The organism is Pseudanabaena sp. UWO310, from assembly GCF_006861605.1.
GTDB lineage: Bacteria > Cyanobacteriota > Cyanobacteriia > Pseudanabaenales > Pseudanabaenaceae > Pseudanabaena.
In genome coordinates, this window is the sequence record NZ_SELU01000098.1 from 1 (window position 1) to 12,506 (window position 12,506).

General features: G+C 42.9%; 13 protein-coding genes, 1 tRNA gene and 1 pseudogene. 9 read left to right on the forward strand and 6 right to left on the reverse strand.

Annotation, left to right across the window (positions count from 1 at the left end):
• Window positions 1-59: 59 nt before the first annotated feature.
• Together dnaJ and PseudUWO310_RS21720 are read right to left on the reverse strand one after the other, a co-directional pair.
• The gene (gene dnaJ / locus PseudUWO310_RS21715) at window positions 60-1,187 is read right to left on the reverse strand and encodes a molecular chaperone DnaJ (RefSeq protein ID WP_009628822.1); all 1,128 of its coding nucleotides are present in this window, start codon (window positions 1,185-1,187) and stop codon (window positions 60-62) included.
• A gap of 249 nt (window positions 1,188-1,436) precedes the next feature.
• A complete protein-coding gene (locus tag PseudUWO310_RS21720; RefSeq protein WP_055077643.1) occupies window positions 1,437-1,736 on the reverse strand; it encodes a 2Fe-2S iron-sulfur cluster-binding protein in 300 nt (99 codons plus the stop codon).
• 156 nt (window positions 1,737-1,892) lie between these two features.
• On the opposite strand from PseudUWO310_RS21720, the gene PseudUWO310_RS21725 reads away from it, so the two are divergent.
• The 3 genes from PseudUWO310_RS21725 to PseudUWO310_RS21735 all read left to right on the forward strand — a co-directional run bounded on the left by PseudUWO310_RS21725 (window position 1,893) and on the right by PseudUWO310_RS21735 (window position 5,805).
• Window positions 1,893-2,963: an LOG family protein gene (locus tag PseudUWO310_RS21725; RefSeq protein ID WP_143190446.1), complete on the forward strand. Its 1,071-nt coding sequence runs from the start codon at window positions 1,893-1,895 to the stop codon at window positions 2,961-2,963.
• A gap of 209 nt (window positions 2,964-3,172) precedes the next feature.
• Window positions 3,173-4,471: a CCA tRNA nucleotidyltransferase gene (locus PseudUWO310_RS21730; RefSeq protein ID WP_143190447.1), complete on the forward strand. Its 1,299-nt coding sequence runs from the start codon at window positions 3,173-3,175 to the stop codon at window positions 4,469-4,471.
• Between the two features lie 71 nt (window positions 4,472-4,542).
• Window positions 4,543-5,805 (forward strand): site-2 protease family protein, encoded by a 1,263-nt coding sequence (locus PseudUWO310_RS21735; RefSeq protein ID WP_143190448.1) that lies wholly within the window; start codon window positions 4,543-4,545, stop codon window positions 5,803-5,805.
• Between the two features lie 307 nt (window positions 5,806-6,112).
• Here the strand turns inward: PseudUWO310_RS21735 and PseudUWO310_RS21740 are convergent, their stop codons facing one another.
• From PseudUWO310_RS21740 to PseudUWO310_RS21750, 3 genes are all read right to left on the reverse strand, one after another.
• Window positions 6,113-7,624, reverse strand: coding sequence for a hypothetical protein (locus PseudUWO310_RS21740; RefSeq protein WP_143190449.1), 1,512 nt, complete (start codon window positions 7,622-7,624; stop codon window positions 6,113-6,115).
• Window positions 7,625-8,035: 411 nt separating this feature from the next.
• Entirely contained in the window at window positions 8,036-8,257 is a 222-nt protein-coding gene (locus PseudUWO310_RS21745; RefSeq protein WP_143190450.1) for a Calvin cycle protein CP12, read from the reverse strand.
• 91 nt (window positions 8,258-8,348) lie between these two features.
• On the reverse strand, window positions 8,349-9,245 hold the full coding sequence (locus tag PseudUWO310_RS21750; RefSeq protein WP_143190451.1) for a 4-hydroxybenzoate solanesyltransferase: 897 nt from the start codon (window positions 9,243-9,245) through the stop codon (window positions 8,349-8,351).
• 485 nt (window positions 9,246-9,730) lie between these two features.
• Here PseudUWO310_RS21750 and PseudUWO310_RS21755 point away from each other — a divergent pair, with 485 nt between their 5' ends.
• The 4 genes from PseudUWO310_RS21755 (at window position 9,731) to PseudUWO310_RS21770 (ending at window position 11,364) form a co-directional block, all read left to right on the forward strand.
• Entirely contained in the window at window positions 9,731-10,231 is a 501-nt protein-coding gene (locus PseudUWO310_RS21755) for a hypothetical protein (protein ID WP_143190452.1), read from the forward strand.
• A 79-nt stretch (window positions 10,232-10,310) separates the two neighbouring features.
• Window positions 10,311-10,383, forward strand: a tRNA-Ala gene (locus tag PseudUWO310_RS21760).
• A 230-nt stretch (window positions 10,384-10,613) separates the two neighbouring features.
• Entirely contained in the window at window positions 10,614-11,093 is a 480-nt protein-coding gene (locus PseudUWO310_RS21765; RefSeq protein WP_143190453.1) for a helix-turn-helix domain-containing protein, read from the forward strand.
• A gap of 82 nt (window positions 11,094-11,175) precedes the next feature.
• The gene (locus PseudUWO310_RS21770) at window positions 11,176-11,364 is read left to right on the forward strand and encodes a hypothetical protein (RefSeq protein WP_143190454.1); all 189 of its coding nucleotides are present in this window, start codon (window positions 11,176-11,178) and stop codon (window positions 11,362-11,364) included.
• A gap of 218 nt (window positions 11,365-11,582) precedes the next feature.
• Here the strand turns inward: PseudUWO310_RS21770 and PseudUWO310_RS21775 are convergent, their stop codons facing one another.
• Complete coding sequence (locus tag PseudUWO310_RS21775; protein WP_190316121.1) at window positions 11,583-11,801, reverse strand: hypothetical protein; 219 nt, start codon at window positions 11,799-11,801, stop codon at window positions 11,583-11,585.
• A gap of 18 nt (window positions 11,802-11,819) precedes the next feature.
• On the opposite strand from PseudUWO310_RS21775, the gene PseudUWO310_RS23135 reads away from it, so the two are divergent.
• A complete protein-coding gene (locus PseudUWO310_RS23135; RefSeq protein WP_190316119.1) occupies window positions 11,820-12,041 on the forward strand; it encodes a hypothetical protein in 222 nt (73 codons plus the stop codon).
• A 176-nt stretch (window positions 12,042-12,217) separates the two neighbouring features.
• Window positions 12,218-12,506, forward strand: a pseudogene (locus PseudUWO310_RS21780) (transposase); the annotation flags it as partial.

Consider the following 12,506-nt stretch of genomic DNA (forward strand, 5'->3'; position numbering starts at 1 on the left):
CCCTAAAACCTGCGGCGCACGCGCAGCGTGCGCCGCAGGTTTTAGGGTTTTATATTTGATTATTTCTGATTGCCAAAAATACCGCCTAAAATATCGCCAATTCCACCTTTAGAGGCATTGCCTAGCTGCTTTTCCTTAAGTTTTTCAAGGACTTCCCGCTCTTCGCTGCCAATTTTAGTAGGAATATCGATCTTGATTCTAATTAAATGATCACCTCGCGCAACGGGATTACCAAGTTTGGGAACGCCTAATCCTTCTAAGGTCAAGACTGTATCAGGTTGAGTACCTGCGGGGATAGTCAGCGGTTTCTTGCCATCTACCGTATTAATCGCAATTTTGTCGCCAAGAATTGCTTGTAAATAGCTAATCTTGATTTCCGACAAAACATTTATGCCTTCCCGCTCAAACTCGTTGTCCGTCTGCACAAACAGATAAACGTAAAGATCGCCTGCGGGACCACCACGTTGACCAGCGTCACCTTCGTTGGACACTCTTAGCCTCGTGCCACTGTCCACACCCGCAGGAATCGTAATTTTTAGTTTTTTGGTAACCTGATTCAGTCCGAGTCCATTACAGCTTTCGCACTTATCTTCGATCGTCTGTCCAGTGCCGTTACAGGTGGGACAGGTCGAAACTTGGGTAAAACTACCAAAGGGGGTGCGGGTAGCACGACGAACTTGCCCAGTGCCACTACAGGTTCCACAGGTACGCGGTCTCGTCCCTGCCTTTGCCCCAGAACCGCTACAAGTACCGCAGGTTTCTAGGTGAGATATCTTGATTTGTTTCTCACCACCAAAAACCGCTTCACGGAATTCTAGTTTGAGATCGAAGCGTAGATCTTCTCCGCGCGAGGGACCGCTCCGACGACGGGCTTGTTGTTGACCTGTATTAGAAAAGCCACTAAAGAAGCTTTCAAAGATATCGGCAAATCCGCCCATATCGCCCATATCAGGTGAGCCACCGCCGCTGGATACACCAGCTTCGCCAAAGCGATCGTATCTCGCACGAGTTTCTGGTTCTGAGAGAACCTCGTAAGCTCGGTTAATTTCTTTAAATCGCTCATCTGCCCCCGCTTCTTTGTTGACATCGGGGTGATATTTTCGAGCTAAACGTCGATATGCTCGTTTGATTTCCTCTTTGTCAGTACTGCGATCGACTCCAAGGATTTCGTAATAATCACGCGCCATAGGGGGTTTCTCTGTCGCCTAAAGGATTCATGGACAATTATTTTAATTTAACCTAGCACCGATTGGATGCTTATGGGTATTCGTAGAGAGTACGTTTTACCGCACATGGTTTGATTTGGCTTTTGGCTTTTGGCTTTTGGCTTTTAGCTTTTGGCTTTTGGCTTTTGGCTTTTGGCTTTTAGCTTTTGGCTTTTGGCTTTTAGCTTTTAGCTTTTAGCTTTTGGCTTTTGGCTTTTGGCTTTTGGAATACTATGGTTTAGTTTTTACACTTACGTTTCCTTGGTTTACCAAGGTTTGACAAGCGAGACGGTAATTTTTGGGTTTGTTTTTTAGCTTCTTTTCTTCAAATTCTGTCCTCGGCGATAGGTTTTCCAACCCTTCGACAATCTCGACAGTACAGGTGGCACATTGTCCATAACCATTACAGTTAGTGAGCTTCGCAACAAATTTATAGATGTCAATGTTGTTTTCGAGAGCTTTGATCCGAAGGTTTGCCCCATCCATCGCGATCGCTTCTTTGCCTTCATTCACAAACGTAATGTTTGCCATAACTGAGTATTAATTCTTTGTTAATTTTTATTGCTTACTTAATTATGCGATCAAATGACTAAAATCTAGAGAAATTTTTAAAAGGATTACCCTATAGCCCTTTAAAAAATTCCTTTGCATTGGATTGAAGCGCAAAGCGCTGTAAAATTGATTTATATGGCTACAATTCTCTCCCATTCAAACATTGACGCTCTTTCTCACGATTTACATCGGTTGGTAGACAATCTCGAATCAGCCGAGCATGGGCAGTTAATTTACAGTGCATTGCAGACGATCGTCCAACTCAGTCAGACCGATACTGAGAGATTAGATTGGAAAATTTTGGCGGGTTCTTTGCAGGATATGCATCGGGCGATCGCTATGTTTTATCCGCATCGATTTAATCGTAAAGTTAGTATTTTTGGTTCAGCACGAACCAGTGAGGATGCACCTGAATACAAACAGGCTTTTGAGTTTGCTGAGAAAATTACCAAACAGGGATTTATGGTAATTACGGGGGCTGGGGGTGGCATCATGGCAGCAGGTAATGAGGGGGCGGGTAATAATTCCTTTGGGTTGAATATTAGTTTGCCCTTCGAGCAATCGAGCAATGGATTTGTCTCGGAGGATGCAAGGTTGGTGAGATTTCGCTATTTCTTTACGCGAAAATTATATTTTGTCAAAGAAAGCGATGCGATCGCTATTTTTCCTGGAGGCTTTGGGACACAGGATGAATTTTTTGAATGCTTGACCCTCTGTCAAACGGGACGGACAATGCCGCGCCCCATTGTATTGCTAGATAAAGAGGGTGGTGATTACTGGCAGCAGTGGCATATTTTTGTGCAAGACCAGTTAATCGAGCGGGGGTTAATTGCTACCGAGGATTGCAGTCTCTATAAAATCACCAATGATGTCGATGAGGCTTGCCAATTTATCGCGTCATTTTATAGCGTTTACCATTCCTGTCGATGGGTAGGCGATATCTTGGTGGTGCGTTTGCGGCAAGAAATTACGGATGCCCATTTAGATCGGCTTAACGATCTCTTTGGCGATATTTTGCTCAAGGGGAAAATCGAGCGCAGTCAAGCTTTACCCATGGAATCCAATGAACCCCATATCACCGATCTACCGCGCTTGATCATGCATTTCAATCAACATGATTTTGGGCGGCTGTACCAGTTGATCGCCGCCATTAACGATACCTGCGATCGCAGTAATCCAATGGTTTGTCATCCCGAACAGCGTTAAAATCAAACCCAATAGAGAGTTGCGGCGCTTCGCGCCGCAACTCTCTATTGGGTTTGATGTCCTGACTTACAGCGCTTTGCGCTCAAACCCAAACCAAGGAAATTTTTGAAAGCGTTGCTTCGCAACGCTTTCAAAAATTTCCTTATGGTTCGTTTGATCGATAATTGCTGTAGGTGGGATGGCTTGCTTGTTTTGTTTAAACGAAAATCATGGTTTTGAAAAATTTCGATCGCTTTTTTAGTCCTCAGCAATGGCAGATTCTTTTAACCACTGCTCAGATTGCTCACGACCTAAATATACGTGCTTTTGCCGTGGGAGGAATAGTGCGTGATGCGATCGCCCGCAAGTGCCAAGTATCGCCATCTTTTCCTAAGGATATTGATTTGGTATTTGACGGGAGTGCCAAGGCTGGAATTACCGTAGCGATCGCCTTACATGAGGTTTTTCCTGATTCTAAGCTGCAAATTCATGAGAAGTTTCAAACGGCGGAGCTAATCTGGCAAGATTTTACGCTGGATATGGCGACAGCCCGTCGGGAAATATATGCCTATGCAGGAGCAAATCCAGAGGTAAGCGCCACAACGCTGGAGGAAGATTTGTGGCGGCGCGATTTTACGGTTAATGCTTTGGCGTTGGAACTCGATCCGCAGTTAGGGATCAGAGGCGAAGTGCTCGATCGCTTCCAAGGTTTATCCGATTTGGTCGATCGGCAAGTCCGCGCCATTCGGGAAGGGAGTTTTGCCGAAGACCCAAGGCGCATATTTCGAGCAGTTCGGTTTGCGATCCGTCTGGGCTTTCAGCTTGAGCAAGCAACCCATGCAGAAATTATGGCGACGACAGCAAGCGGTCTCCATGATGCGATCGGCGGTGCGCGGTTGCGATCGGAACTGCTTTATACCCTAGCCGAACCCAAAGCTGCGCAAATGTTTGCCCTATTGCAACAATTAGGAGCCTTGCGCTGCCTCCATCCTGCATTGACATTGCCTACAGATTTAACTAATTCCTTTAAACATCAGTGGCGGCGATCGCAATATTGGCTGAGACTGATTAGTGATATCGAAACCAAAAACTACGCACCGCTTCAGCTTGGACTCGAATTATTACTATCCTATTTGCCCCCTACCCTTGCTACGCAACTCGATCTAAATTTAACGCCAGAGCAGAAATCTAGGCAGATTAAGTTAGCGGATTTGCTCGACAATTTAGAAAATTTAGCTAATGCTGCGCTAAAAAATTCCGAAATAGCGCAAAATCTGCAAAGATTTGATACCCAGTCCTTAATATTGGCTGGGGTGAAATGCAATCCTATTTTTCGCCCTATTCTCTGGCGTTACTTAACTCAGTGGCAATCGGTCAAATCTCCCTTAACGGGGGCAGATCTGCAACTGCTTGGCTATGCAAAGGGTAAGCGTATGGGAGAAACCTTAAAGCTGTTGCGATCAGCAGTCCTCGATCGGGAAATTCAATCCAAGGAGGAAGCGATCGCCTTTCTCGCTGCGATGGGATAACAAATGGTTAAAATGTAATTATACAAAAGCTTTAAGCGCCAATCAGTACATAAATTTAGGATCAACACATCATGAGAGGCGGTATTCGCGTCGGCAGCATTTCTGGCATTCCCATTTATATTGATTATTCTTGGTTACTCGTCCTCGGCTTTCTTGCCGTTTGGCTGAGTGCTGCCTACACCAAATTATCGCCCTCTTTTTATCTCGGCTATGGTGCGATTACGGCATTTCTTTTCTTTCTGTCGATCGCGTTCAATAAAATTGCCCATGCGGTTACAGCCAAACTGTGCGGGGTAGAAGTCAATGCGGTTAATATTCAGTTTATGGGTGGTTCCAATCCCGTTGAGAAAGAGTCTGACAGTCCATTCACCGTATTTAGTATTGCCATTTCGGGACCTTTAGCAAGCCTAATCTTAAGTGCGATCGGCTTCACGGCTGCTTGGATGCTGGCGGGTGATGCGATTTTTACAAGTAATCCTAAAACGATTGAGACCTTGCCTGAGAGCATTGGCGAACTGCGTACCATTTGGACAATGATTACCCTCAATATTGCCCGAATCAATCTCATATTTGGAGTGTTTAGCCTTATTCCCGCCCTTCCCTTTGAAGGCGGACATATTCTTAAGGCTGCGGTCTGGAAACTAACAGGCGATCGCTTTGCAGGCATTCGATGGGCTGCCCGTTCGGGGCAATTCTGTGGGATTATGACGATGATCTTGGGGGGCTTAGTCGCCTTGGGCAGTCCTATTGGCGGACTGTTCTTGATCTTCATCGGCTGGTTTTTATTGGGCAGTGCGGGGGGCTATCTCTACCTTAATAATCTTCAGCAAGCTCTATTGGATATTAATGCGGAAACGGCGATGACCAGAGATTTCCGACTGGTGGATGGAGAAATTTCCCTGCGTGATTTTGCTGATAAATTCCTGTTGATGGAGGAAAAAGACGCAAATCCTATTTACATTGCTTCATCCAATGGACGCGATCGCGGAATTATTTCCGCAGGGGCGATCCGTAATATTGACAGTAGTGAATGGCAATCGCAGACTTTACAATCTCTTGTCAAGCCCCTAGATGCGATCGATACCGTCGATCTCAAAGCTCCACTCTCTTTGGTGGTGAAACTACTTGAAGAGAAACAATTACGTTATGTGATCGTGCGATCGCCTGTCGGATCGGTTGCTGGTGTTATCGATCACGGTGATATCATTAAAGCTCTAGATAGCAAACTTCTATGGCGAATTCCTTCAGAATATATTAAACAAATTAAATTAGATGGCAAATTCCCGCCTAACTTTCGCCTAGTAGAAATTTGCGAACAGTTAAATAGGAAATAAGCAGAAGAACCAAAGCCAGAGAGCGCAATGCTCTCTGGCTTTGGTTCTAAACAAAAGCTACCAAAATTTAACGTCAGTTGGGGTTAAGCTGGTAAATTTTAAAATCCCAAAGGTAAAAGCCTTGCTACACAAGGCTTTTACCTTTGGGATTTGAGAAAGGGTTTGCGTAGCAAACCCTTTCTCAAATCCCGTTTCAAAATTATACCAAATCACAAAATGGCGTAGCCATTTTGTGATTTTAAAACCCTTACTGGATTTGGGTTTTAATTACCAAAAGTGTAGCCACACTTTTGGTAATTGGTATTACTTAGAAACCTAGAGAATCCAGATCGCCAGATAAATCATCGAGAGTGACAAAGTTCGGATTCACTTTGATATCGGAACTACTGAGAGTGATGGTTTCCATATTACCCAAGACTCGTTCTATCGTAGTTGCGCCCATATCAATATTGGGTATGCGATCACTTGTCTGCTTTGGTATAGCTGAAGGTTGGGTTTTATGCTGTTCCTCTTCCGCAATAAGCCGTAATAATTTATCCAAATTTTGCTGTGGAATTCTAGACTTAATGGTTTCAAGACTGACTTCTACATCATCACTGACAGGCTGTTCGATGGGGCGATCGCTTGAAGTGAATTGATCAAACAAATCTTCTTCTAGATCTTCTTCTAAATTTCCTTCTAAATCTTCAGAATTATCGGTATTGTCTGGCTTAGATATTTGTGAATTAACAAATTCAGAATTATTTGATGTACCGCTCTCCATAAAGTCATCAAACAAGGAGTCAGCAAAATCTGAACTTTCGGTAATATCATTAATTAGTTTAGGAACTGGAGAAACTACGACAGCCTCTTGGAAGTCATCAAATAAAGAATTTACAGTAATTTCCTCTAAACTAGCTTCTTGGTCTAGATTTATTGGCTGATCAGGTTGGGTTTGAGGGGGAACTTGAGGCGCGATAACTGGTTCGTTAAGTCCATAACTCTCTGGCTCAGGCTTAGTTTCGGATAAATCAAGGGTAATGCCTTGGTGGTGATGGGCGGTACTTTCCCGTTCCTGTGGCGGTTCCGCAGGTTCTAAAAATATTTTGGTAACTAGACGGATTTTGGCTTTTTGCCATTGTTGTCCAGGCTGCAATATTGATAGATTCGCAATCACCTGATCGCCATTTTCATCGGTCTGACTCGATTCAGCGATCGTGTCAAGCAGAATTCGTAGATTAGGATTGGAGGCAATTGCTGCAAATAAAAAGCTAGGTTGACTAATTACTTGAATTAGTTCAGTGAGCGTCGTTAGACATCGGACAGTGCCAACATGCTCGTCAGTAAACCGCACGATAATATCTTGATATTCTTGCAGGTTTTGCTGAATTTGCGATAATTTTTGGATTAAAATCACCCCCTTAGGATTGCTAACCAAGTCTCTACTGTGGTCTTGGACTAAATTATTTGCTTGAGTTACTTGAGGCTGGGTTACTTGTGGATTTGGTGTTTGCAGTTCGGGTAATGGTTGCTGTTGATTTTTGCCATCATCAAGATTGATTTCATGTTGCCATGCTAGATAGTGATTGTCTGAGCGATAGGTAAAAATTTTAACACGCTTGATTTGGGGCACTTGTAAAACGCTCATACCACGATGGATAATTGTCACAACTGCCTTTTGATTTGGTATTTGAGCAGCCTGCAAGGATATTTTTAAACATTCAGCTTCAATTACCGCTTCTGCATGAATGCCTTTTGATGCTAGCGATCTATTGATCAAAGTAGCGATCGCATGGGGATCGCCTTGCTTTGCCAAGTCCATAACGCTTAGTTGTGTCATACCCTATTCCCGATTGGCTACGAATTTCTCTTGTAAATCTTGTAAATATAGATTAAATGTAGATGCTTCAAATTAGATGTTTCAAAGATGTTTCAAGACTTCCCACTACTTCACAATTCTCTCATTGAAACCCGTTATATATTCGCAAGGATTTGCGATTTCACAGATACTTCAACCCAGTTATCCCAATTCACGAAAGCGTGACAACCCTTTTGTGAATTAAAATGTGAATTAAAATGTGAATTAAAAACTAAACTGGGTAAGGGTTTTCAAGTTAAGAAATGGCTACGCCATTTCTTAACTTGGTATTATTTTAGCGGAAAATTTCTGGATAAATACTCACACATAAAAAAGGGGCGCAAAGCACCCCTTTTTTATGTTAATTTGCAAAATGTCTAAGACATAGAGAAATTAATCTTCGTATAAACGACATTCAGCAGCTTCAGGATTATCATCGCAATATACTTCGAGGGAGTTTTTGGCTTTATCTTGTTTTTGATGAGAGGCTTCAGCTTGTAATTCCTCAACGGCATCCCATGCAACGGCACATTCCTTAGAATCTTTACCGCTTGTTTCGCAGGTTTCTCTGGCTATTTGTACTTCTTCGAGGATTTTCTCTTTAATATTGCTCATGTATTTTTTCTACTATCTATGACTTAGATATTAACAGACTGAGGCAAACTAGCCATCATGCATCAGGAGTAGGAATCTCGATGATAGTGGTTTAGCCAAAACCTAGGGTCGATGGGAGCATTCCCGCCAAGATAATAAAGCCGATCCAGACATTTTGACCAAAGGCTTTTTGATATAACTCGCTCGGGATCTCCGCTTGATTCAATCTGTTACATTGCCATATCCATATTACTGCGCTAGTCAAGCAGGCAAAGTAGTGTGTGTAACCAAGTTGAATTTCCAAACCCAGCCAAACCAAGCATCCCAGTGTAATTGCCAAAAAAATAGCGATCGCAAATGTTACATATCTTCCAAAAAATAGGGCACTGGATTTAATACCAACCCTCATATCATCGGAGCGATCGCTCATGGCATAGATCGTGTCAAAGCCCATCGTCCAAGCAATTACCGCTATCCATAGCTCCCAAGCATGGCGATCAAGTCCACCCGTCACGGCGCTCCAAGGAATCAGTACCGTAAATCCCCATGCGATCGATAGTACGAGTTGGGGTACAGCAAAGAACCGCTTGCAGGCAGGATAAATGACAATAACGGGAACAGCGGCAAAGCAAAGCCCAAAACTCAGGGGATTGAGGTAGGTGGATAGCAGGAAGGCACATAGTCCTGAAACCAATAATACGGCGATCCCAACTTGAATGGATAAGGAGCGCTCGGCGAGGGGACGATTTTTGGTGCGATCAACCATGGGATCGATATCAAGATCCCAGATATCATTAATCACACAACCTGCGGCACTGGTTGCCAAACTACCGAGAATTACCACGATCAAGAGGTTAAGAGGTGGTAGGTGATGTTGCGATTTGGATGCGGCTACGGTTGCCCACAATGCAGGCAGCATCAATATAAGCCTTCCAGCAGGTTTATGCCAACGTAAAAGACGAACAATCTTTTGAAATGTTGGCTCATTGTTGCTCAGGCTAGTCGTCATGGTGAATGCTTATCAATTCCTTTGCCTTGAATATATTAATTCTATAGTAATGCTTAAGTTAGTTAAGTAACTAGGCACAAATATAAAGCCCAAAACCTATGGCGCAAGCGCTGCGTGCGCCATAGGTTTTTCCTCGCTACTTACGTTATACCAAATCACAAAATGGCGTTGCCATTTTGTGATTTGAAAACCCTTACTGGTTTTGGTTTTTAATTCACAAAAGTGTTGTCACACTTTCGTGAATTGGTATTAGTTAAGCAGCAAAACCACAAGATGAGTGGCGGTGCTTCGCACCGCCACTCATCTTGTGGTTTTGCGTTGCTATAGAAGAAAGAATCGAACGAGTGTTAACTTCCTTGCTTTTAAGCAAAGTAGCTGATTACAAAGCTTTTCAGTATTGTTACGTTATTGGTTAAGTCGCGAGACATCTCTGTAATGGCAAGAGTTAATGGCAAAAGGTAATGGCAAAAGTATGAGGTTAAGAGATGCGTTCAATTCAATCTTTTTTTTCAGCTATTTTTAAACAGTCTTTAACATCTGCACTGATAGGTTTGTCTTTGATCCTTGGTGCTGGAGTAAGTGGTGGGAATGCTTCGTCAGAAAATTTAACGATTGGATCAACGAGTGAGTTGGTCAATGATCAAACTTGTGATGGTACGGGGGGGATTTTGGCTTATGCGGAGACAAAAGATTATGCGCTTTATATCTGTTCCGATCTTAAAGATATTTCCCAACCCCGTTATTATCGTAGCGTGAATAAAAATGGCACGCCTGGAGTCAAGCTTAATGCGAGGACTTACAATCCCAATCAAGGTAGCTATTTTGAATTTCGCAACGGCGATTATGTATATCTACTCCAGATTCCTTCTGAAAATATTAAAAATCCCCAACTGGTAGTTGAGTTTCCTGATGGCTCGGGATATGAGCAAAAAATATCGCGGTTTTTAATGAATGGTGAAGCGCGATCGCCTATATCTAATAAATAAAAATAAATAAAAAGCAAATAAAAAAGGCGGTGCGATGTGCCGCCTTTTTTGTTAAATATGCTAGTATGTATAGCCTGTCGGGGAATTAGCTCAGTTGGTAGAGTGCTGCGATCGCACCGCAGAGGTCAGGGGTTCGAGCCTCCTATTCTCCATTTTTCTTAATAGCAAGGGTAATCCGATGACTATTAGTCCTAGATTTCTGCCCAAAGAAATTGCCCCATTGATTGCTAGTAATAAAAATTTATACTTGGTAAGAGGGCGATTATGCTGGGGCAATAATATAGTGTCACTTTCCCGATTATGTCTAGTAATATTTTAGACCAAAACACAAAGTAGAGGCTACAGATGGTATAAAAGAAAGAGAAGCAAAAGAGGAGGCAAAATGGCAGGAGTATATAAGCTAGAGATCAGCGAAAGTGAAGAAGAGCTAAAAGAGATGCTAGGAAAACAAAAAACAGCATCAGATAAAGAAAGAGTACAAGTATTGTATTTGCTGAAAAGTAAGCAAGCAGGGACAGTCCAAATCGCCGCTCAACTAGTCGGCAGAAATCGAGTAACGGTGCAAGAGTGGTTGAAAGAATATAGGAAGGGAGGAATTAGCGGCTTACTAAGTCACAAGCCGAGAGTAGGGAGAAAGTCAAAAATTCCAGACTGGGCCCAAAAAGCATTGCACAAGGAATTGCAACAGGAGCAGGGGTTTAATAGCTACGGAGAGATACGACAATGGTTACAAGAAAAACTGGGAATCGAAATCTCATATAAAAATGTGCATGACTTGGTGCATTCCCGCATGAAGGCAAAACTGAAAGTAGCGCGTCCTTATAGCCCCACCCACAACCAAGAGCAAGAGAGTATAACGTGAGATGTGTAAAGTCTGGGATGTATATAGAGAGATAATCTAGACACCCAATTACTAACACTAAAACCCATAAATATACGCAAATGTGTATTGTCTATATGGTCAGAAATTCTGCGCTGAACTCAAGGCAATTTATAGTGTTGACGCGGAATCGGAGGCGGAGTTGAACTTAGAAAAAACAAGCGATCGCCTTCTAACCGTTATTTCCTCTCCTCAAGTTCTAAGTGATCGCTTGGGCAAATGGGATAGCTTCGTCTTGGGATTTTTCGTCTAGGTCAAAGGCATAAATTTCTTCTAGAGGCAGAGAAGTCTGATGTTCCCAAATATAATAAAGCCAAGTTTGAGAAGGTGGTTCAAGAGATACGGAAGCTGACGTTTTTATCTCAAGCGAAATTTATGCCGCAGATGCAGCGCTTATGTAATGAGGCGGGTGTGATTTTGGCGATCGTACCTGCGATTCCTTGTGCTTATACGAGTGAGGTGACGCTTTGGCTAAATCCGCACAGAGCTTTGATCCAGCTTTCGTTGTATGGCAAAACTGGCAATTTTTGCGTCATATTCTAAGGCGGTGGCGATGATTAGGCGATCGAAGGGATCTTTGTGAATGGGAGATAGGTTTACTGCTCTGACTGTAATTGCTGGAGATAGGAGAGTGTACAGTAAATTGTGTAAAGTCTGGGATATATACAGAGAGATAATCTGGACACACAATTACCAACACTAAAACCGATGAATATACGCAAAGAAATACTCGATGAATTGTTGCAAGAATGTAAAACACCACCCGACTTATTTGGAGAAGGAGGAATCCTGAAACAACTAACCACCGCACTAGTGGAGCGAGCATTGGAAGCAGAATTATCGACCCATCTAGGGTACAACCCACATTCCGCTCTTATTTTACTGAAAAAAGTATTTAGAAAACAAATCCTTATACAGTCAGTGTTTTGAGCTTTACCAGCAAAAATATCACTATCTTAATATTTCAAATAGTGATGCACTAATAGGAATTAATACTATTAATTTTTCCAAAAATCACTGAAACCCTCATTGTCTCGTTTTAAATATTTTTAGGCTTCCATTACGAGCGGAATGTGGGGTACAAGAAGCATGAATCGAAACCAGAAGGACAAAGCAACAGTCGTAACGGCTATAGCCAGAAAAAAGTCCAAGGCGACTTTGGTGTAGCCGAAATCGCAGTCCCCCGCGATCGGCAAGGAGATTTTGAACCACAACTGGTCAAGAAAGGACAAAATCGACTGTCAGGACTAGACGAGAAGATCATTGCTTTGTATTCGCGAGGTATGAGTGTCAGGGATATCCAAGCCCAGTTGCAAGAAATGTATGGGGTCGAAGTATCACCAACGCTTATTTCCAATGTCACTGATGAGGTAATTGATGAAGTCAAGCAATGCG

What these genes read in the sequence shown, in the direction of transcription:
- dnaJ (WP_009628822.1), bottom strand. Translation starts at nt 1,187, where the DNA reads ATGGCGCGTGATTATTACGAAATCCTTGGAGTCGATCGCAGTACTGAC.
- PseudUWO310_RS21720 (WP_055077643.1), bottom strand. Translation starts at nt 1,736, where the DNA reads ATGGCAAACATTACGTTTGTGAATGAAGGCAAAGAAGCGATCGCGATG.
- PseudUWO310_RS21725 (WP_143190446.1), top strand. Translation starts at nt 1,893, where the DNA reads ATGGCTACAATTCTCTCCCATTCAAACATTGACGCTCTTTCTCACGAT.
- PseudUWO310_RS21730 (WP_143190447.1), top strand. Translation starts at nt 3,173, where the DNA reads ATGGTTTTGAAAAATTTCGATCGCTTTTTTAGTCCTCAGCAATGGCAG.
- PseudUWO310_RS21735 (WP_143190448.1), top strand. Translation starts at nt 4,543, where the DNA reads ATGAGAGGCGGTATTCGCGTCGGCAGCATTTCTGGCATTCCCATTTAT.
- PseudUWO310_RS21740 (WP_143190449.1), bottom strand. Translation starts at nt 7,624, where the DNA reads ATGACACAACTAAGCGTTATGGACTTGGCAAAGCAAGGCGATCCCCAT.
- PseudUWO310_RS21745 (WP_143190450.1), bottom strand. Translation starts at nt 8,257, where the DNA reads ATGAGCAATATTAAAGAGAAAATCCTCGAAGAAGTACAAATAGCCAGA.
- PseudUWO310_RS21750 (WP_143190451.1), bottom strand. Translation starts at nt 9,245, where the DNA reads ATGACGACTAGCCTGAGCAACAATGAGCCAACATTTCAAAAGATTGTT.
- PseudUWO310_RS21755 (WP_143190452.1), top strand. Translation starts at nt 9,731, where the DNA reads ATGCGTTCAATTCAATCTTTTTTTTCAGCTATTTTTAAACAGTCTTTA.
- PseudUWO310_RS21765 (WP_143190453.1), top strand. Translation starts at nt 10,614, where the DNA reads ATGGCAGGAGTATATAAGCTAGAGATCAGCGAAAGTGAAGAAGAGCTA.
- PseudUWO310_RS23135 (WP_190316119.1), top strand. Translation starts at nt 11,820, where the DNA reads ATGAATATACGCAAAGAAATACTCGATGAATTGTTGCAAGAATGTAAA.